Origin of the sequence: Bifidobacterium tibiigranuli, from assembly GCF_009371885.1 — a bacterium.
GTDB classification, from domain to species: domain Bacteria; phylum Actinomycetota; class Actinomycetes; order Actinomycetales; family Bifidobacteriaceae; genus Bifidobacterium; species Bifidobacterium tibiigranuli.
This window is the reverse complement of the sequence record NZ_QLZA01000003.1, coordinates 134,041-153,232: the sequence shown is the minus strand read 5'-3', so window position 1 is coordinate 153,232 and position 19,192 is coordinate 134,041. Positions and strand designations below refer to the sequence as shown.

The following is a 19,192-nucleotide window of genomic DNA, read 5'->3' as shown; positions in this document are numbered from 1 at the left end:
TATGGAGTGTCGTCGCAAGCTTTGCCACCACAAGGAATGGCTGCGGCCGCTCAGGCTCAGTCAGTTGGCCCGCAGCCGGATGATTCGGCTCAACTGGACGCGCCGTCCCCGGCGATCGTCTCGCAATTAGTCGCCCCAACTCCGTCAGCTAGCACGCGAGCAGACGCTCCGCAGTTTGGTGGTAATCAGCCGGTTGCTGCACCCGAGCAAACGCCGCCGCAACCACAGTCAGAGACACCACAGTCAGAGGCGCAGACACAACCGCAAACCGGCGACTCCAACCAGCAACCACCCGAGCAGGCGACGACGCAAGGAGGTGCGCGATGAGCAACGCGAACGGCGGCTACACGACCGGGCGGCGCATGGCGTCGAGCAGACTGCGCCTGAGCTTCTGGGGCAGCGTGCATGCCGAACTGGTGAAGCTCGCGAGTCTGACCTCGACTTGGTGGCTTATGGGCATCACCGCAGTGCTGCTGCCTGCGATGGCGGCGCTAAGCGTGTGGAGCATCACCTACGTCAGTACCATCGACTTGAATACCGGGGAAAAGCTCGGTACGCCCAGGCCAGTGTCCAGCGCCGAACTGTGGTCCTCCGTCGGCTCGAATGCCGCTACTGTGGCGCTGGTCATCGGCATTTTCGGCGTCATGGCCATCACCAGCGAATACACGACCTCCTGCGTGCAGGCGTCGCTGAGCGTCAACCCCAGGCGGGTCATGTTCATGAATGCGAAGGCGGTTGCAGCGGCAGCATTCACCGGCGTGTTCTCACTGCTCGGCATGCTGCTGTCGTGGGTGATTATGCTCGCGATGACCGCAGGCTCCTCGCTGACGCCGATTCCCGCCAAGCAGAACATACTGCCTTTCGTGGTAATTCTGGGAGCGCCGGTCATACTGATGCTGATGGCCGTACTCGCGCAAGGTCTGGGCGCGATGTGCCGGTCCACGGTCGGCGGCGTGTTCTCGCTGGTTGGTCTGCTGATGATTCTCTCGCAGATCGTCAGCATCACCTCATCGTTCAATTCCCATCTCGGGTGGCTTGCGTCAATCTCCATGTGCCTGCCGGATATGTCGATCAGCAATTTCATGCGCGGCCCGAACCCCGCTCCGAATCCGACGCTTGTCCACGCGCCGTTCTCGCCGGTCTGGTGGCAAAGCGGGTTGATATTCCTGGCTTGGACGGCGGTGTTCTATGTCATCGGCGTCATCGCCATCAGACGCAGCGACGTCAAGGGCTGAAGCTGACGTGTGCTGGCGAGTGCGTTTGGCGTTGCTCAATGACCGCTAACGCGAGCTTGCCGTATAGAATGTAACGTTTTGAAGCCTGATTGCGTTGCGTTTTGTACGGCAGCCTCACGTTAGCGGTCACAAGGCGACGCAATCCTGTTGCGCGATTCCACTGCGACTCTACCGCGCGACCCCACCCCGACTTCGTCACAGCTTCACCCCGAACTTGGCGAGGCTCCGCTCCGACCCAACCCCACCCTCAACCCTGCCCCGACCCAGCAACGTCACATATGGTCCATATAGTTGAGGCCATGCCTACGTTTACACGCGAAGAAATCGAGCATCTGGGCGATCTCGCCCGCATAGCGCTCACCGATGAGGAGACCGCCCGCCTGCAGGGCGAGCTGAACGTCATCGCCGAATCCATCAACAAGGTGCAGGAAGTCGCTGGCGACGATGTGCCGCCCACCGCGAATCCGGTGCCGCTGGAGGCCTACCTGCGCCCCGATGAGGCCGTTACGCCGCTGCCGCAGGAAGAAGCGCTTGCGGGCGCGCCGCGCTCCGAGGCCGGCATGTTCGTGGCTCCGAGAATCCTAGGGGAGGAGTGAGATGAGCGATACCACGCAACTCGTACAGCTGTCCGCCGCCGAGCAGGCAGCCGCAATCAAGTCCGGCGATACGTCCAGCCGCGAACTGGTCGAGGCCCATCTGGCCGTCATCGAAGCCGCCGAGCCGCAGATCAATGCCTTCCTGCAGGTCTCCGGCGATGAGGCGCTGGCTCAGGCCGATGCCTTCGACGCCAAGCATGCCAAGGGCGAGACCGAGGGCCTGCCGGAGCTTGCCGGCGTGCCGATCGCGATCAAGGACATGATTGTGACCAAGGGCATCGTCACCACGGCTGCTTCGAAGATTCTCGAAGGCTGGGTGCCGCCCTACGATGCGACCGTCATCGAAAAGCTCAAGGCGGCTGGCATGCCGCTGCTGGGCAAGACGAATCTGGATGAATTCGCGCAGGGTTCATCGACCGAGCACTCGGCGTACGGCCCCACGCACAACCCGTGGGATACCACGAGAGTCCCCGGCGGCTCGGGCGGTGGCTCGGCCTCGGCGGTCGCTTCCTTCGAAGCGCCGCTCGCGCTGGGCACCGACACTGGCGGCTCAATTCGCCAGCCCGGCTCGCTGACCGGAACCGTAGGCGTGAAGCCTACGTACGGCGGCGTGTCGCGCTTCGGCGCCATCGCTATGGCCAGCTCGCTCGACCAGATTGGCCCCGTTGCGCGCACCGTGCTTGATTCGGCGCTGCTGCAAGAGGTCATCGGCGGCTATGACGAGCGCGATTCCACATCGATTCCGATGCCCGTGCCCCCGATGGCGGCTGCCGCGCGCGAAGGCGCGAAGCGCGATCTGCACGGCGTGAAAGTCGGCCTGATCAAGGAGCTGGGCGGCGACGGCTATCAGCCCGGCGTGCAGGCCCGCTTCGAAGAGGCGGTGCAGCTGCTGCAAGACATGGGTGCGGAAGTCATCGAAGTTTCCTGCCCGCGCTTGGAATATGCGCTCGGCGCGTACTACATCATCATGCCTTCCGAGGTCAGCTCGAATCTGGCCCGTTACGACGGCATGCGCTACGGTCTACGCGTCATGCCGGCCGACGGCGTGCCCCAGACGGCGGCTAATATGATGGCCGCCACGCGCGAAGCCGGCTTCGGCGACGAAGTCAAGCGGCGCATCATCCTGGGCACCTACGCGCTGTCCGCAGGGTATTACGACGCATGGTACGGCTCGGCGCAGAAGGTGCGCACATTGGTCATCGAGGATTTCAACAAGGCCTTCGAGCAGGTCGATGTGCTCGTCTCCCCGACTTCGCCCAGCACGGCGTTCAAGCTCGGCGAGAAGATGGACGATCCGCTGGCCATGTATATGAACGATATCGCGACGATTCCCGCGAACCTCGCCGGCACCCCCGCCATGAGCATTCCGGCGGGCCTGAGTGACGACGGTCTGCCGGTCGGCTTCCAGCTCATCGCGCCCCAGAAGCGCGACGACCTACTCTACAAGCCGGCGGCGGCGCTCGAAGCGGCGCTCGAAGAGCGTTGGAACGGTCCGATTTGGCGCTCGATGAACGCCTCCTGGCTGAAGAATCTCGCGAAGTAACGCATCGGAAGGAATGAAATCATGGCTGAAAAACTGATGAAATACGCCGATGCCGTCGCCAAATTCGACCCGGTCATCGGTCTGGAGACGCACGTCGAGCTGAGCACCAACACCAAGCTGTTCTGCCCGGCGCACATCGAGTTCGGCGGAGAGCCGAACACACAGCTCACCCCGGTGAGCCTGGGGCTGCCCGGCTCGCTGCCGGTGGTCAACAAGACCGCGATCGACTACGCGATCAAGCTCGGGCTGGCGCTGCACTGCGATATCGCCGAGTGGAGCCAGTTCGCCCGCAAGAACTACTTCTACCCTGACATGCCGCGCGACTACCAGATCTCGCAGTACGACAAGCCGCTGAACGGCGAGGGCTATCTCGATGTCGAGCTGGAGGATGGCACGATGTTCCGCGTGCCGATCGAACGCGCGCACGTCGAGGACGATGCCGGCAAGAACACCCATGTGGGCGGCGCCGACGGCCGCATCGAAGGCGCTGACCACTCGCTGGTCGACTACAACCGCGCTGGCGTGCCGCTTATCGAAATCGTCACCAAGCCCATCGAGGGCGCGGGCGAGCGTGCGCCGGAAATCGCCGGGGCCTACGTTCGCGCCATCCGCGACATCGTGCGCGCGCTGAACATCTCGCACGCCCGCATGGAGCAGGGCAATATGCGCGCCGACGTCAATATCTCGCTGCGCAACACGCCTGACGATCCGCTCGGCACCCGCTCGGAGACGAAGAACGTCAACTCTTTCCGCGGCATCGAGAAAACCATCCAGTACGAAATTCGCCGTCAGGCCGCCATTCTGAGCGACGGCGGGGAGATTCTGCAGGAGACCCGTCACTGGGATGAGGCCTCGCAGTCCACCGCCGGCGGCCGCGTCAAGTCGGATGCTGACGATTACCGCTACTTCCCGGACCCCGATCTGGTCATGGTGCACGTCACCAAGGAGCATATCGCCGAGCTCGAAACCCAGATGCCCGAAATGCCGCGCGCTCGCCGCAACCGTTTGCAGAAGGAATGGGGCCTGAGCGACCTGCAGATGCGCGATGTGCTCAATGCCGATGCGCTCGATCTCATCGAGTCGACCGTCAAGGCCGGAGCGAAGGCTGCCGGTGCACGCAAATGGTGGCTCGGCGAGCTGAGCCGCGAAGCCAATGCGCGCAGCGTGTCGCTTGAGGAGCTGCCGATTACCCCGGCCGATGTGGCCGAGGTCGAGAAGCTCGTCGCCTCCGGCAAGCTCAACGACAAACTCGCCAAGCAGACCGTCGAAGGCGTGCTCAAGGGCGAAGGCACTCCGGCCGAAGTCGTCAAGCAGCACGGCTACAAGATCGTCGAGGACACTGGCGCGATCGAGTCGGCCGTGGAAGCAGCGTTCGCAGCCAATCCGGACGTGGTCGAGAAGCTCAAGAGCGGCAACATGAAGCCTATGGGTGTCATCATCGGCGCCGTAATGAAGGCCACGCGCGGCCAGGCCGACGCCAAAGCCGTCACCAAGGCCGTCATGAGCAAGATCAAGGGCTGAGTGCGCGCTGTACGCGATTTCGCATAACGGGTCCGGCCCGTTTACCCCGTTTCCTGCGCGAATCGGAGCAAACGAGACGGGCCCGTTCCTTGTGGTTTGCACGTTGGTCGGCGCGAAGGCAGACGTTGCTACTAGTACGTTCGTCACGCAAACCAGGCTGTTTGCGTGACGAACGTACTAGCAAAGGGTGAAGCTAGTACAAATGTCACGCCAATGATATGGTTTGCGTGGCGAATGTACGATTTCAGGTTGTGCGCACTGTGTGGGGGAAGCGGGTCGCGCTTGGCGTAATTCAGGTCACGTTCTGGATTCCATCAGCCTGACGAGTACGATAGCAGCTATAGCGATTAAGCGATGATGTGAGGAATGAAAACGAATGTCAGACAATGCTGAACCTCCCTTGGACGAAGTGATGCCAAGGAGCCTGCCCGAGCGCATCGCCATCCCGCCCATCCGCGGTGAAATGGTGCGGCTGCGCCCGGCGACACTCGATGATCTGGACCTTCTCGACCCTCTGGACGCCTTCCACGGCGCATCCAGAATCACCGGCAAGGACTCCCAATCCGAGCGGGCCGCCGTGCACGCGTGGGTACGTCGTTCGGTTGCATGGTCGCAAGGCCTGGCATCGGACGAATCCGGGGTGGGGGACCCCGAATCCCGCCGCACGCTCGCATGGGCGGTGCTTTCGGATGCCCCGCGTGACGATGAGCATCAGTCCGCCAAGGCTGAGGACATTGTCATCGGCATGATTTTCCTGATCGACATCGATGGCTGGGCCCGTTCGGCGCGCATCCAGGTGATTCTGGGCAAGGACTATCGCGGCCGCGGCTACTCGCGTGATGCGATGCCGCGCGTGATGACCTACGGTTTCGCGCCGCAGCCGGCCGGACTCGGCCTGCACCGGATCTGGGTTTCGGTGCCGGAGAAGAACTCCCGCTCGCTCTGGGTCTATCAGTCCCTAGGTTTCGTGCTCGCCGGCACCTCGCGCGATGCGCTGTGGGATGCCGAAAACGGCCAGTATCAGGACCAGCATGTGCTGGAAACGCTGGTGGACGAATACGACCCGATCAGGTCGCTTGACGCCTTCGGCATGCATGTGATTGAGGACAATCCCGGCGTGCGTGAGGCGCTGAGCGCCCGCGAGCATTCGCTTGCCATCGAACAGCATGCGCGTAGCGTTGCGACAGACGGCGCTGCGGCAAACAGTGCTACGCAAGAATCGCGCGGCGGCAAACCCGGCAGTTCCAGCGAAGCTAGCGGAGATGCCAATGCTGCCGGGCGTGCCGGTGACGACGCACAGACACGAGCGCAGGCGCCATCCCAGCCGAAATCGCAGATTCGCGAGCCCGAGCTGGGCGACGCAGGCGATGACGGCGACGCCGCGCTGGAATCGCTGGCGCGCAATCTGCAGCAAGGCGGTGCCGACGCGGGCAGCGCTGAGGCGCACGATACTATTCCGGGAACGGATGACGGCTCATCCCAGGAAGGCAGCTGGCCCTTTGCCTCGACCGAGCGCAAATCGTCCAAGCAGGCCTGGTGGCGCAGCCTGGGACGCAGCCGCAAGAACGACAAGGAAGGCAGTCAATGAGCGCCGAGGATCTTGACAACTACGAAACCGACGCCGAGCTTTCGCTCTACAGGGAGTACCGCGACGTCATCAAGCTCTTCACCTATGTGGTGGAGACCGAACGGCGCTTCTACTTGGCGAACAAGGTTGATTTCAACGTGCGTTCGGCCGGGCAGGACGTCTATTTCGACGTCCAGCTCACTGACGCCTGGGTGTGGGACGTCTACCGCTCCTCGCGCTTCGTCAAGAACGTGCGCATCGTCACCTTCAAGGACGTGAACGTGGAGGAAGTCCAGAAATCGGATATCGACATTCCCGATTCGCTTGACTGAGCATAGGGTTTAGCTGAGTAGTGGGTTTGACTGAGTAGTGGGTTTGATTGGGCATTGCATCTGGCTTAGGGCATAGGTCTTAGGCGCATGGCATGCAGTGCTCAGCTAGGGCTCCACGATATATACAGAACACAATATACAGAACACACGCATGATGCGGTGCATTCGTGCATATTTGCCGGTTTTGGCGGCACGGCAAGCTGCATCGGGTAGAGTATGAACGATTTATTTGCTTATAGGAGGTCAATGTGACGCAGAAGGAATCCATCGTGATCATCGGCGGTGGACCCGCCGGCCTTACTGCCGCGTGGGAATTCGTCAAGGACGGCGGCGCCGATCACTACGATGTGACGGTGCTGGAAGCCACGAAGGAATTCGGCGGCATCTCGCGCACGGTCAAGCACAACGGCAACCGCATGGATATCGGCGGCCACCGCTTCTTCTCCAAGGACGACCGGATCATGGACTGGTGGAAGAACATTCTGCCGCTGCAGGGCGCGCCGTCCTACGACGACAAGAAGCTCGGCCGGCATCATGATTTGGAGCCCGGTGGCCCGGATCCGGAACTCACCGACAAGGTCATGCTCAAGCGCCACCGCGTCTCGCGCATCTTCTGGAACCATCATTTCCTCGACTACCCGATCTCGCTGACCCCGGGGCTGCTCAAGGCGCTCGGCTTCAAGCTCACGATGGAGGTCGGGTTCAGCTACCTGAATTCGATGTTCCGCAAGCTGCCGGAAGACAATCTCGAGAACTTCTACATCAACCGCTTCGGCCGCAAGCTTTACTCGATGTTCTTCGAGGGCTACACCACGAAGGTCTGGGGCCGTCCGCCCAAGGAGATTTCCTCGGATTGGGGCGCGCAGCGCGTCAAAGGCCTCGACGTGGTTGCGGTGCTCAAGAACGCGGTGCTCAAGATGATGCCGAAGAAGCGCGACAGCAGCCAGGTCGAGACTTCCCTGATCGAAGAGTTCTGGTACCCCAAGCTCGGCCCCGGCCAGCTGTGGGAAACCGTGGAATCGCAGTGCGTCGAGAACGGTGCCAAGGTCATCACCGATGCGCGCGTGAGCGAGATTCGCCAGCAGAACGGCAAGATCGCTTCGGTGGTTTATGTCAATTCCGAAGGTAAAAGCACCGAGCTCAAGGCCGATCAGTTCATCTCCTCGATGCCGGTCAAGGACCTGATCAATGCGCTGGCCGAAGGACCGGCTGACGGTGTCGCTGCGAAGAAAGCCGCCGAGGCCGCTGAAGCTTCTGCAACCGACGCCAAGGAGACCCAAGGCAAGGCAGTCCCCGCAGACATGATTCATGTCGCCAACGGCCTGCCGTACCGCGACTTCGTGACCATCGGTCTGCTCGTCAAGCACCTGCGCATCCAGAACACGACCGACATCCCCACGCTCGGCGACCCGCAGATCGTGCCGGATTGCTGGATCTATGTGCAGGACCCGGGCTACAAGGTCGGCCGCGTGCAGATCTTCAACAATTGGAGCCCGTACCTGGTCAAGGATGTCGACGACACCGTGTGGGTCGGCCTCGAATACTTCTGCCAGGAAAACGACGACTTCTGGAATATGAGCGACGAGGAAGCCACCAAATTCGCCATCAAGGAGCTCACCCGCATGCGGCTCATCAACGGCCCGACGGATGTGCTCGACTCGCATCGCGAGCGCGTCAAGAAGGCCTACCCAGCCTACTTCGACACTTACGAGCATATGCCCGAGCTGGTCGAATACCTCGATTCCTTCGGCAACCTGTACTGCGTGGGCCGCAACGGACAGCATCGCTACAACAACCAGGATCATTCGATGGCCAGCGCCATCGAGGCCGTCGGCAATATCCAGACCGGCAAGACCTCGAAGCGCAACGTGTGGTCGGTGAACACCGAGAAGTCCTATCACGAGAAGAAGTGAGGCAGTAGCCGGGGCAGATGATGAAACAACCGGATAGCTTAGCCGACTGGGTGCTTTGATTGACTGCTTCGATTGAGTGCACTGATTGAGTGCACTGATTGACTGCATGAGGCGGGGCGGATGTATTGCATTGGCATATTCAACAATGCGATATTCGCCCCGCCTCAATGCGTGGTATAGGGCGAAATGGCATTGGGCAATGATGCCCTGTTTGCGCTGGTCGCCGCCACGTTGTACAGTAAACCTCAGTTCAACGGCCGGTTGCGATGGTCTTGAGCGTTCATAGCGGTTTTTACCGCATCTTTTTCGTAAAGCTCTCCGGCAGTGTGTCGGCGGGAGCCAAGGAAAGGCAACACTAGTGGCAACAAGCCAGAATATTGAGGATATGAAGCTGCCTGAGCTCAAGGAGCTCGCCAAGCAAATGAGACTTCGGGGCACGTCGACGATGCGTAAGCCCGAATTGCTCGCCACTTTGCAGGCGGCTCGTTCGGGTGGGCAGGCGCCAGCGGGCGTCACGGTGCGCGGCAGCAAACCGAAGAGCAGCGCCGCTGCAAAGAAGGCATCCGACAGTCAGGATGCGCAAGGGAATGGCAATTCGGCCGCCGGGAAGGCGCAGGCTGAGGCCCGCGAGGATGAATCAGCGAAGGCTGTGGCATCGTTGACCCCATTTGCTCCAGCGGCACCTGCCGCATCGCCTGCGCAATCGTCAGCATCGTCGGCAGTTGATAGTGCATCGAAGGGCGCATCACAGACTCCGGTGCAAGACGAACATCCTGCGCAGGATCATGTTCGTAGCATACGTCGTCGCGTTCGCAAGAGCGATGAGAGCGCGAATCTGCTTGATGAGTTGGATCTTGCGCTTCCCGAACCCAAACGCAACGAGGGCGCTGACAAGCGTAGGCAGCGCAATACCGCGCAGTCTGATCTCGATCAGCCCCGCCGCCGTCATCGTACGACGAAGCAGGAAGAGGAGCATGATCCGCACGCTGTGCGCGATCTGAATGACATTCTCGCCTCGCTGCCCGTGCAGGACCACGAGGACGCGGGCGAGGGTGCGAAGGAAGACGCCCATGAGCACGAACACGAGCGTGAGTTCGTGCGGCGCACCCGCGACTGCAGCGATCGTAATGAGCGCAACGAGCGCAACGAGCATAGCGACCGCAATGACCATAACGACCGCAATGATCGCAACAACGGTTCCGATCGCCGTCAGCGCCATATGCGCGGCCGCGACCGGGATTATGGCAACAACAATGCCAATACCAATAACCGCGACGAGCGCGATGAGCGCCGCGACAACCGCCGCGAGGAGGCGTCGGACGATCTCGTGCCCGTGGCAGGCATTGTCGATGTGCTCGATTCCTATGCCTTCGTGCGCACCTCCGGATATCTTCCCGGCCCCAACGATGTCTATGTCTCGATGGGTCAGGTCAAGAAGTACGGCCTGCGCAAAGGCGATGCCGTGCAAGGTTCGATTCGCACGCCTCGCGAAGGCGATCGGCGCAACCAGCGGCAGAAATTCGTGCCGCTGCAGTCGATTGACACCATCAACGGCATGAGCATCGAGGATTCCGTAAGCCGTCCGCACTTCTCCAAGCTCACGCCGCTCTATCCGCAGGAGCGGCTCAAGCAGGAGACCACGCCGAATAGGCTCACTGGCCGCCTGGTCGACATCGTCGCGCCGATTGGCAAGGGCCAGCGTGGCCTGATCGTCTCCCCGCCGAAGGCCGGCAAGACCATCACCTTGCAGAATATCGCCAATTCGATTGCGACGAACAATCCCGAAGTGCATCTTATGGTCGTGCTCGTGGACGAGCGCCCCGAAGAGGTCACCGACATGGAGCGCACGGTACAGGGCGAGGTCATCTCCTCGACCTTCGATCGCCCGGCTTCGGACCACACCACGGTCGCCGAGCTGGCTATCGAGCGCGCTAAGCGTCTCGTGGAGCTTGGTCAGGATGTGGTCGTGCTGCTCGACTCCATGACCCGTCTGGCCCGCGCCTATAACATTTCCGCACCGGCCTCCGGACGCATCCTGTCCGGCGGCGTCGACGCGCAGGCCTTATACCCGCCCAAGAAGTTCTTTGGCGCGGCCCGCAACATCGAAAACGGCGGTTCGCTCACCATCATCTCCTCGGCGCTGGTGGAAACCGGCTCCAAGATGGACGAAGTCATCTTCGAAGAGTTCAAGGGAACCGGCAACATGGAGCTGCGCCTGAGCCGCGAGCTGGCCGACAAGCGCCTCTTCCCGGCCATCGATGTCAACGCCTCCGGCACACGCCGCGAGGAACTCATCACCGCCAGCGACGAGCTGCCGGTCATCTATCGCCTGCGCAGGCTGCTCGGCGGGCTTGAGCCCGAGCAGGCCTACCAGACGCTGGTGCCGCGCCTGAAGAAAACCGCTACGAACCGCGACTTCCTCACCGCGATCATGCACCAGAGCGGGCTGAACTAGACAGGCTGAATTCAGCGCTGATGCTAGGGGCCGGATAGCATTGCAGATGCCATCCGGCCCTTGGCATATCGTGAGCCGAAAATTCAGCACCTACGCAATATGGATGAAAACTGCTCGACTGAACCGTGCGCTACTGTGTGAAGTATGACCGATAGTGATACCGATAGCGAGAACGGCGACTGGCGCAGCACGACCATCGATGCGGCGCAGGCCGAGCATAATCCGAAAGTAGCGGTGGTAGTCGCGCGCATCACGCAGCTGCGCCAATCCATCGACAACATCGACGGCGCGGCCATCGCGCTGCTTGCCGAGCGTTTCAAGGCCACGGCCCAAGTGGGCCAGCTCAAGGCCGAAGCGGGGTTCGCTCCAGCGGATTACCAGCGCGAGGACTATCAGATTCAGCGTCTGCATCGCATTGCCGAGGACGCTGGACTGGATCCGGACATCGCTGAAATGTATCGAGAATTCGTCGTCACCGAAACCAAGAAGCGCCACGCCCGCATCGCAGCCGCCGGGGGAGGCCCCCAAGTGCTCGACGTCTTCGCGTGACTCTGCGGTGCTTCATGCGCGATTCGCGGCGTATAGGCAGATAAACCTATATTCCGTCGCCTTTTGCACGCTAACGCGATGCTGCCGTACAAAATGTAACGTTATGAGGGCTGATTGCGTCGTCTTTTGCACGCTAGGGCTGAGTTAGCGTACAAAAGACGACGTTCTGCGGACGCCAGCCATACGACAAGCGGCCCGGAAGCCCTTACCAGGCTCCCGGGCCGCTTGTCGTATCCGGCTTACGTTCAGCGCTTCGGCTTCTTGGCCGGAGGCTCGCCGAGTTCGCTGGCGGCGACGGTTACGGTCGGTTCGCTCGACTCGCCTTCGGAGGCTTCGGCTGCTTGGACATCCAGCGGCCCGGTGACGCGGCCGGCTTCTGCTATGTCGTCGATTGCCGCCTGCACTGCCTGCACGCCAGCAGTGGGCACCAGCAGCGTGGCGGAGAGGATCGGAGTCTTCATGGAGACCTTGGCATGTGATTTCAGACCGCGCAGCTCGGCCAACGCTTTGCCCGCCCACAGCAAGATATCGGCGGAGGTGTCAGCGGCAGATGTATCGGCATCAGCCGTACCAGCCCCGGCAGCCGCCTGCTCGTACAGCCCGGCGTCCGGCCATGCGGCGCGATGCACGGAGCCAGCACCGTCGTGCATCCACGACCACACCTCTTCCGTGGCGTAGGGCAGGTACGGCGCGAGCAGCCGTGCAAAGGCATCCAAACCAAGACCGAGCGTCGTGCGTGCAGACAGTACGGCGGCCTCCGTTGGCACCTTTCCGGTCGTGTCAGCGGTGCCATACGCGCGGTTCTTCGCCAGCTCGATATAGTCATCGCAGAACTGCCAGAAGAAGGTCTCGATGGCTTCCAGAGCCTTGGAATGCTCGTAGGAATCAAGCGCCTGCCCGGATTCGCGCACGACCTGTGCGAGCGAGGCCATAACCGAGCGATCCAGCGCCTCGGTCACGTCCGAAGGCTTCCACACCTGCGAACCGCCTTCGCCGACATGGTGATTCTCGTCTTCGCGGCCGATCGCCAGCGCGAACTTGGTCGCGTTGAGCAGCTTGATCGCCAGGCGCCGCCCGATCTTCATCTGGCCCTCGTCGTAGGTGGCGTCCAGGCCGAGGCGTGCGGAGGCAGCCCAGTAGCGCACCGCGTCCGCGCCGAACTTCTCGATCGGCTCGTTGGGCACAACGACGTTGCCCTTGGACTTCGACATCTTCTTGTGGTCGGGGTCCAGAATCCAGCCGGAAAGCGCGGTATGCGCCCACGGCAGGCACTTGTTCTCCAAGTGCGCGCGGTCCACGGAACTGAACAGCCACGTGCGGATGATGTCCTGGCCCTGCGGGCGCAGGTCCATGGGGAAGGTCGCCTTGAACAGCGCCTGGCTGGCCTCGTCCGGCTCGGCCCAGTGCGTCACGATCTGCGGGGTGAGCGAGGAGGTGGCCCAGGTGTCCATGATGTCCTGCTCGGCCACGAAGCCATTCGGCTGGTCGCGCTGCGATTCCGTGTATCCGGCTGGCACGTCGCTGGTCGGGTCGATGGGCAGCTGGTCTTCGGCAGGGGTGAGCGGGTGGGCGTAGTCGGCCTCACCATTCGCGTCGACCGGGTACCACAGCGGGAACGGCACGCCGAAGAAGCGCTGGCGCGAAATGAGCCAGTCGCCGTTCAACCCGTGCACCCAGTTCTCGTAGCGCACGCGCATGAAGTCCGGATGGAACTGCAGCTCCTTGCCGCGCTCGATCAGCTGTGCGTTAAGCGCCTCGTCGGTGCCGCCGTTGCGCAGGTACCATTGGCGCGAGGTGACGATTTCGAGCGGCTTGTCGCCCTTCTCGTAGAAGTTCGTCATACGATCGGTCGGTGTCGGTTCGCCGTCCAAGTCGCCGGATTCGCGCAGCGCGTCCACGATGATCTTGCGGGCCGAGAACGTGGTCTTGCCGGCGGTCTGCGCGAAGATCTCGCGCCCGCCTTCGTCGGTGATCCATTCCGGGGTGCCCATTGCGATGCGACCGTTGCGCTGGATAATCGGCCGGGTGGGCAGCTTGAGCTCGCGCCACCACTCGACGTCGGTCATATCGCCGAAGGTGCAGCACATGGCGATGCCTGCGCCCTTGTCCATTTCGGCGGCCGGATGCGCCAGCACCGGCACTTTGACCTTGAACAGCGGGGAATAGACTTCCTGTCCGAAATATTTCTTGTAGCGCTCGTCCTCGGGGTTGGCGATCAGCGAAGTGCAGGCGGCGAGCAGTTCGGGGCGGGTCGTCTCGATGTAGATCGGCGTGCCGTCGGCGAAGCGGAAGGCGATGCGATGGTAGAAGCCGGGGTATTCGCGGCTTTCCAATTCGGCCTGCGCCACGGCGGTCTGGAAGGTCACATCCCACAGGCCCGGCGCGTCCTTCTGATAGACCTCACCGCGCGCCAGATTGCGCAGGAACGCCTTCTGCGCCACGCGCCGCGGATGCTCGCCGATCGTATGGTAGGTCTGGCTCCAATCCACCGACATGCCCAGCGAGCGCCACAGCGCCTCGAACAGCTTCTCGTCCTGCCCGGTGAGCTGTTCGCACAGCTCGATGAAGTTCTGGCGGCTGACCGGCACCTGGTCCTTGGCGTTGATCTTCTTGCCATCCGTGCCCTCGAAGGGCGGCTTGAAATCAGGATCGTACTTGAGCGACGTATCCACGCGCACGCCGTAGTAGTTCTGCACGCGCCGTTCGGTCGGCAGGCCGTTGTCGTCCCAGCCCATCGGGTAGAACACGTCATAGCCGCGCATGCGCTTGTAGCGCGCGATCACGTCGGTATGCGTGTAGGAGAACACATGCCCCACATGCAGCGAGCCGGAGACGGTGGGCGGCGGGGTGTCGATGGAGTAGACGGCTTTGCGGTCGCGCGAATTGCGGAAACGGTACACGCCTGTCTCGTCCCACACCGAACGCCACTTGCCTTCAAGCCCCTCGACCCCCACTTTGTCGGGAAGCGGGATCAGCTTCGCGTCGATACTATTATCGATGCCATCGTCGGTGGCGTTGCTCTTGTCCTGATCAGTCATGAAGTCCAAGTCTAGAAAGCCTTGGTGACATACTGAAATGGCTACTTCATCGCCAGATTCTGCAGCGGCAATATCTGATCCACCATGTTCTTCGGATATCCTTCGAGCTTGGCCTTGGCGACGATGCGATCCTTGCGCGTGTACAGCCAGTCGCTGGCTGCGTCCTGGCTCACCGTACGCGCGAAAGCCTGCGTGGCCTTGCGGTAGTCGTCGCCGTTGGTGGCGCGCAAAGCGTCCGCATATTGGCGCTGGGCGTCGCCGTTTTCGTAGTGGAACACCGAATTGGCATTGGCGAAGGCGCTTGCGTCACCGGTTTCGTCCATCGTCATCAGCGCCATCGTGTAATCGCCCTTGGCCATGCGATCGTTCAGCGTCGCGTCATCGACCACCTGCATCTGCACATGGAAGTATCCGCTGTCCTGCAGCTGCTGCGTGATGGTCTCGCCAAGCGCCTGATAGCGCTGCGGAACGAGGAAGGTCATCGTGCCCAGATACGAGGCGCTGAAATACGACAGCATTGAGGATGCCTTGGCGCTGTCGTGCGGGAACAGGCCCGTCAGGTCCTCATAGCCCGGCTCAAGCTGGCTGATGGGGCCGCCCAAAGCCGCTGCGGCATCGGGCTGCGCGTGCGCGATTGCGGCGGAGTCGACAAGGTAGCGCGTCGCCTGGCGCACCTGCTGGTCGGAGAAGATGGCGTTGGCGCTGTTGTTGAAGGCGAGCAGCACTTTCGATGTGCTCATGCCATCGACGACTTTCAGGCTGGGGTCTCCCGTGGCGCTGGCATCCAGGTTCGGATTGTCGGGTATCGCCATGTTCACGTCGTTGTTGCGCAGTGCCGACAGCAGCGAGACGTCATCGGGGTAGTAGCGCAGCGTCACCTGCGAGGACGCCGCCCGCTGGGCTGAATAAGTTCCGTTGCGCTTGAAGGTGATGGACTGCCCGGGCTGGTAGCCGGAGATGATGAAGGGCCCCGAGCCGACCGCGCCGCGCGAGTAGTCGACATTGGCCTGCGCGTCGTAGACGATGCCGGCCCTGCCGGACAGCGCGCGCAGCAGCGTGGGATTGGGATTCGCCAAGGTGATGACGATAGTCGAGGAGCCTTGATTCTCAACCGATTTCAGCCCGCTCAGCGCATCCGAGCCAACGAAATGCCCCTTGACTGCCTGCTGCAACGACCACACGACGTCGGCGGCGTCAAGCCGATCCCCGTTCGAGAAGCGCAGGTTTGGGCGCAGCGTGAGCGTGTAGCTCAGCGCGTCCTTGGAGACCTTCCACTGGCTGGCAAGCCCCGGTTCGAGCTGATTGCTCTGATTGCGCTGCACCAGCGTCTCATAGACGTTGCCGAGCAGCGCCTGCTCGACGGCGTGACCGCCCTGCGTGCGGATATCGAGTGAGGCCGGCGCCTGACGCAAGCCGACCGTCACCGTCGTATTGCGTTGCAGCGGGTTGATGCCGGGAAGGAAGCTCGGCCGGTTGAGCACCGACCAGGCGAGCCAGACAAGCGCGAACAGTGCGGCGGCGACGGTCACGAAAACGCCCCAGCGTTTGGCGGCGTCGTGCGTGCGGTGCTGTGTCTGCTGTGTCATATGGCGAATCCATCCTCGTTGCCGTGTTCATAGTTGTCGTGTTCGTATCGTGTATTCATGATTGCGGTGCTGGCGACGCGCAGCACGGTCATACTTCGGCCCTCAGCACGGTTATATCTCAGCGCGGTTATATCTCGGCATGCTCATACCTCGGAGCTGGGGCACGTTGCATTCAGCGGGCAGTTCGCGCAGTCGGGCTTGCGGGCATGGCATATGGCGCGCCCGTGCAGTATCAGCCGGTGAGACAGATCGGTCCATTCCTCGGGCGGGAAGCATGCGGTGATCTCCCGTTCGATGCGCACCGGATCGGGGTGTGTGGAGCGCCAGTCCGAACGCCAGCGCAGCCGGCCGGTCACGCGCATCACATGCGTGTCGACGGGGAAGCCGGGGACGCCGAAGGCATTGCCCAGCACCACATTCGCGGTTTTCCTGCCCACGCCGGGCAAGGTCACCAACTCCTCCATGCGCTGCGGCACCACGCCGTCGAAGCGCTCCTGCAGCTGGTCAGCCAGCGCAATGATATGCGCGGATTTTGAATGGTAGAAGCCCAGCGGATGAATGATGTCCTCGACGCGCTCGGGGCTTGCCGCAGCGAGCTCGGCGGCGCTGGGATACTCGCTGAACAGTATCGGCGTGACGGTATTGACGCGCTTATCGGTGGTCTGCGCGCTCAGCACCGTCGCGATGAGCAGCTGCAGCGGCGTGGAGAAATCCAGCGCGCATTTCGGCTCGGGTATCTCCTCGCATAGCAGCGCATACTCCTCCTGCATTCTGGCATGCAGCGCGCGCTTTGATTCCCGTGGCATAGTGCCGCGCCCTCAGCGCTGTGCGCCGTGCGATGGGTTCGAATCGGCAGCCGGCTGGCCTGCAGCTTCATCATCGATATCGTCGACGCCGTGGGTGCTTTCGGCATCCTGCGCGTCCTGCATATTCTGCGCGGACTGCGCTTCCTGGGCCTCTTGCGCGGCCTCGACCGCTGCGGGCTTCTCGCCCTCCGGCGGGTCGAAGCGGTAGCCGACGTTGCGTACGGTGCCGATCAGATGCTCGTATTCGCCGCCCAGCTTGGCGCGCAGGCGCCGGATATGCACGTCGACGGTGCGCGTGCCGCCGTAATAGTCGTAGCCCCACACTTCCTGCAGCAGCTGGGCGCGGGTGAAGACCCGATTGGGATGCTGCACGAGATACTTGAGCAGCTCGAATTCCTTATATGCCAGGTCGATCGGATGACCGTGCAGACTGGCGGTGTAGCCGTTGGTGTCCACCATCAGATCGCCGCTGCGAATCTGCCCATCCTCGCCCTGCTCAGGCACCTCTTCGTTGCCAGCGGTGTGTACCATGACCTGATTGCCGCGCTCGGAGACCAGCCGCAGCCGCCCCTCGACCTCGGCGGGCGAGGCGCTGGCCACGACCACATCCGACACGCCCCACTGCGAGTTGACGACTGTGAAGCCGCCCTCGGTCAGTATCAGCATGATAGGAGTGCTCAGGCCCGTGGCCTGCACCAAGCGGCACAGGGTTTTCGCGGTGGCGAGATCATCGCGGGCATCGAGGAAGAGAATCGTGTTCTCAGGCATCTTCACCAGGCTCGCGGCGTCCATTGGCAGCACGCGCACGCGGTGGGAAAGCAGGGCAAGAGAAGGCAGCACCGAAGCTGGATCGCCGGCGGACGTCATCAGCGTAAGATCGGTCACGCAACCTCCTCTTTCACGGGTTCTCTGGAAGTACAGAGTATCGCCACAGTCGTTACGACCACGGTCTCGCATCATGCCTGCTGTGTATTGTAGGCGCAGGTTGTGGACACATGCGGCTACATTGAGAACCATATTCTTTAGCGTGGTATTCGCCTGATATCGCCATGATATCGTATGGCCTCGCAGCTGCGGCACATGGGCGGATGGTCCGACCATACGGGCCATACATACGAGCCATACAGAGAGGAACGATTATGAGCGATGATTTCGCTGGTGATTCCCGGCCGGGCAGCGCTGCGCCGTCCGCTACAGTCATGATGGTCGTGCAACTGGCCGCCTATGCGATTTTCGCGCTGGCTTGCGCCGCAGGCTGGTTGTGGGGGATTAGTGAAAATGTCGTCACTGTGCTGGCGTTGGCTGCGCTGCTGGCCTTCGTCGTCGCCTGGCCGTTGCGCTCTGACACAGTGGCGCGCGTCGTAGCTGCGATTGTGGGCGTGGCTTCGATAGTTGCTGCGGCGCTTCCTGCCGATATCCTGGGCTCGAGCGGGGAATGCATTATCATCCCGGAGACTTCGTTGCAGGCATCGTCCACAGGCACCTGCGCCGCGGATGGCGCCTTGGCCTTGCTGGGGACCGCGATCTCGCATTGGGCCTCGACTGCGCTGGTGCTGCTGGCACTGCTCATCATCGGCGGATTCCTGCGCCAGATGCTGCGCGAGCAACGTACCGAGCTGGTGCGCTCGCTCTCCTCCTTCGTGCTCGGTGGCGTGACTGCTGTCGCCGCCGGCGCGTGGGTTGTCACCGCCCGGGTCATGCGCGCCCTGCATGATGCGGATGCGCTCAATGTTTCGGCTCCGCTGTTCGCCTCGTCAAGCTCCACCTGGTATGCGCTCGGCGGGCTGCTCATCGTCGTCGCCGTGATGGTGGCGCTGGCCATCGTTTCATGCCGCTGGTGGCGTGAGCTGCAGCTGGGATTGAACTCCTCCGTGCGCGCGGCATGGCTCGGCTTCGTGCTGATGCCGGTGCTGATATTCGGTCTGGCGGCGTTTGCGTATGCTTTCGCGCTGGTGGCGATGGTGTGATTGCTGGCTGTGCGATTGTGACTTGCGAGGGTGATTGCGATTGACGAAGGCTGAACTGCTGAACGCGCCTGAACCGCTGAACGG

At 62.2% G+C, this 19,192-nt stretch carries 14 protein-coding genes; 10 read left to right on the top strand and 4 right to left on the bottom strand.

All coding sequences use genetic code 11. From position 1 onward, the window contains the following. Positions 1-323: 323 nt before the first annotated feature. The 9 genes from DDF78_RS03515 (at position 324) to DDF78_RS03475 (ending at position 11,711) form a co-directional block, all read left to right on the top strand. Positions 324-1,235, top strand: a complete 912-nt coding sequence (locus DDF78_RS03515) for a permease of ABC transporter system (RefSeq protein WP_152580405.1) — start codon at positions 324-326, stop codon at positions 1,233-1,235. 299 nt (positions 1,236-1,534) lie between these two features. Further along, on the top strand, positions 1,535-1,831 hold the full coding sequence (gatC, locus tag DDF78_RS03510; RefSeq protein ID WP_152580404.1) for an Asp-tRNA(Asn)/Glu-tRNA(Gln) amidotransferase subunit GatC: 297 nt from the start codon (positions 1,535-1,537) through the stop codon (positions 1,829-1,831). Position 1,832: 1 nt separating this feature from the next. Beyond that, complete coding sequence (gene gatA, locus DDF78_RS03505) at positions 1,833-3,374, top strand: Asp-tRNA(Asn)/Glu-tRNA(Gln) amidotransferase subunit GatA (protein ID WP_152580403.1); 1,542 nt, start codon at positions 1,833-1,835, stop codon at positions 3,372-3,374. Positions 3,375-3,395: 21 nt separating this feature from the next. After that, a complete protein-coding gene (gene gatB / locus DDF78_RS03500; RefSeq protein WP_152580402.1) occupies positions 3,396-4,895 on the top strand; it encodes an Asp-tRNA(Asn)/Glu-tRNA(Gln) amidotransferase subunit GatB in 1,500 nt (499 codons plus the stop codon). 376 nt (positions 4,896-5,271) lie between these two features. After that, positions 5,272-6,483, top strand: a complete 1,212-nt coding sequence (locus DDF78_RS03495; RefSeq protein WP_152580401.1) for a GNAT family N-acetyltransferase — start codon at positions 5,272-5,274, stop codon at positions 6,481-6,483. Beyond that, positions 6,480-6,794 (top strand): DUF2469 domain-containing protein, encoded by a 315-nt coding sequence (locus DDF78_RS03490; RefSeq protein ID WP_152580400.1) that lies wholly within the window; start codon positions 6,480-6,482, stop codon positions 6,792-6,794. Before DDF78_RS03495 ends, DDF78_RS03490 begins: the two co-directional genes overlap by 4 nt. 248 nt (positions 6,795-7,042) lie before the next feature. Further along, a complete protein-coding gene (locus DDF78_RS03485; protein ID WP_152580399.1) occupies positions 7,043-8,707 on the top strand; it encodes an NAD(P)/FAD-dependent oxidoreductase in 1,665 nt (554 codons plus the stop codon). A gap of 358 nt (positions 8,708-9,065) precedes the next feature. Continuing rightward, positions 9,066-11,162 carry a transcription termination factor Rho gene (rho, locus tag DDF78_RS03480; RefSeq protein ID WP_152580398.1) on the top strand — a complete coding sequence of 699 codons (2,097 nt, stop codon included), beginning with the start codon at positions 9,066-9,068 and terminating at the stop codon, positions 11,160-11,162. A 144-nt stretch (positions 11,163-11,306) separates the two neighbouring features. After that, positions 11,307-11,711 carry a chorismate mutase gene (locus tag DDF78_RS03475; RefSeq protein ID WP_152580397.1) on the top strand — a complete coding sequence of 135 codons (405 nt, stop codon included), beginning with the start codon at positions 11,307-11,309 and terminating at the stop codon, positions 11,709-11,711. 245 nt (positions 11,712-11,956) lie between these two features. Here the strand turns inward: DDF78_RS03475 and valS are convergent, their stop codons facing one another. The 4 genes from valS to DDF78_RS03455 form a co-directional block, all read right to left on the bottom strand. Then, a complete protein-coding gene (gene valS / locus DDF78_RS03470) occupies positions 11,957-14,749 on the bottom strand; it encodes a valine--tRNA ligase (RefSeq protein ID WP_152580396.1) in 2,793 nt (930 codons plus the stop codon). Between the two features lie 41 nt (positions 14,750-14,790). Then, on the bottom strand, positions 14,791-16,335 hold the full coding sequence (locus DDF78_RS03465; protein WP_152580395.1) for an ABC transporter substrate-binding protein: 1,545 nt from the start codon (positions 16,333-16,335) through the stop codon (positions 14,791-14,793). Positions 16,336-16,478: 143 nt separating this feature from the next. After that, a complete protein-coding gene (gene nth, locus DDF78_RS03460; protein ID WP_152580394.1) occupies positions 16,479-17,141 on the bottom strand; it encodes an endonuclease III in 663 nt (220 codons plus the stop codon). Between the two features lie 12 nt (positions 17,142-17,153). After that, on the bottom strand, positions 17,154-18,026 hold the full coding sequence (locus tag DDF78_RS03455; RefSeq protein ID WP_152580393.1) for a winged helix-turn-helix transcriptional regulator: 873 nt from the start codon (positions 18,024-18,026) through the stop codon (positions 17,154-17,156). A 254-nt stretch (positions 18,027-18,280) separates the two neighbouring features. Here DDF78_RS03455 and DDF78_RS03450 point away from each other — a divergent pair, with 254 nt between their 5' ends. Continuing rightward, on the top strand, positions 18,281-19,108 hold the full coding sequence (locus tag DDF78_RS03450) for a hypothetical protein (RefSeq protein WP_152580392.1): 828 nt from the start codon (positions 18,281-18,283) through the stop codon (positions 19,106-19,108). Positions 19,109-19,192 lie beyond the last annotated feature (84 nt).

What these genes read in the sequence shown, in the direction of transcription:
- DDF78_RS03515 (WP_152580405.1), top strand. Translation starts at nt 324, where the DNA reads ATGAGCAACGCGAACGGCGGCTACACGACCGGGCGGCGCATGGCGTCG.
- gatC (WP_152580404.1), top strand. Translation starts at nt 1,535, where the DNA reads ATGCCTACGTTTACACGCGAAGAAATCGAGCATCTGGGCGATCTCGCC.
- gatA (WP_152580403.1), top strand. Translation starts at nt 1,833, where the DNA reads ATGAGCGATACCACGCAACTCGTACAGCTGTCCGCCGCCGAGCAGGCA.
- gatB (WP_152580402.1), top strand. Translation starts at nt 3,396, where the DNA reads ATGGCTGAAAAACTGATGAAATACGCCGATGCCGTCGCCAAATTCGAC.
- DDF78_RS03495 (WP_152580401.1), top strand. Translation starts at nt 5,272, where the DNA reads ATGTCAGACAATGCTGAACCTCCCTTGGACGAAGTGATGCCAAGGAGC.
- DDF78_RS03490 (WP_152580400.1), top strand. Translation starts at nt 6,480, where the DNA reads ATGAGCGCCGAGGATCTTGACAACTACGAAACCGACGCCGAGCTTTCG.
- DDF78_RS03475 (WP_152580397.1), top strand. Translation starts at nt 11,307, where the DNA reads ATGACCGATAGTGATACCGATAGCGAGAACGGCGACTGGCGCAGCACG.
- valS (WP_152580396.1), bottom strand. Translation starts at nt 14,749, where the DNA reads ATGACTGATCAGGACAAGAGCAACGCCACCGACGATGGCATCGATAAT.
- DDF78_RS03465 (WP_152580395.1), bottom strand. Translation starts at nt 16,335, where the DNA reads ATGACACAGCAGACACAGCACCGCACGCACGACGCCGCCAAACGCTGG.
- nth (WP_152580394.1), bottom strand. Translation starts at nt 17,141, where the DNA reads ATGCCACGGGAATCAAAGCGCGCGCTGCATGCCAGAATGCAGGAGGAG.
- DDF78_RS03450 (WP_152580392.1), top strand. Translation starts at nt 18,281, where the DNA reads ATGAGCGATGATTTCGCTGGTGATTCCCGGCCGGGCAGCGCTGCGCCG.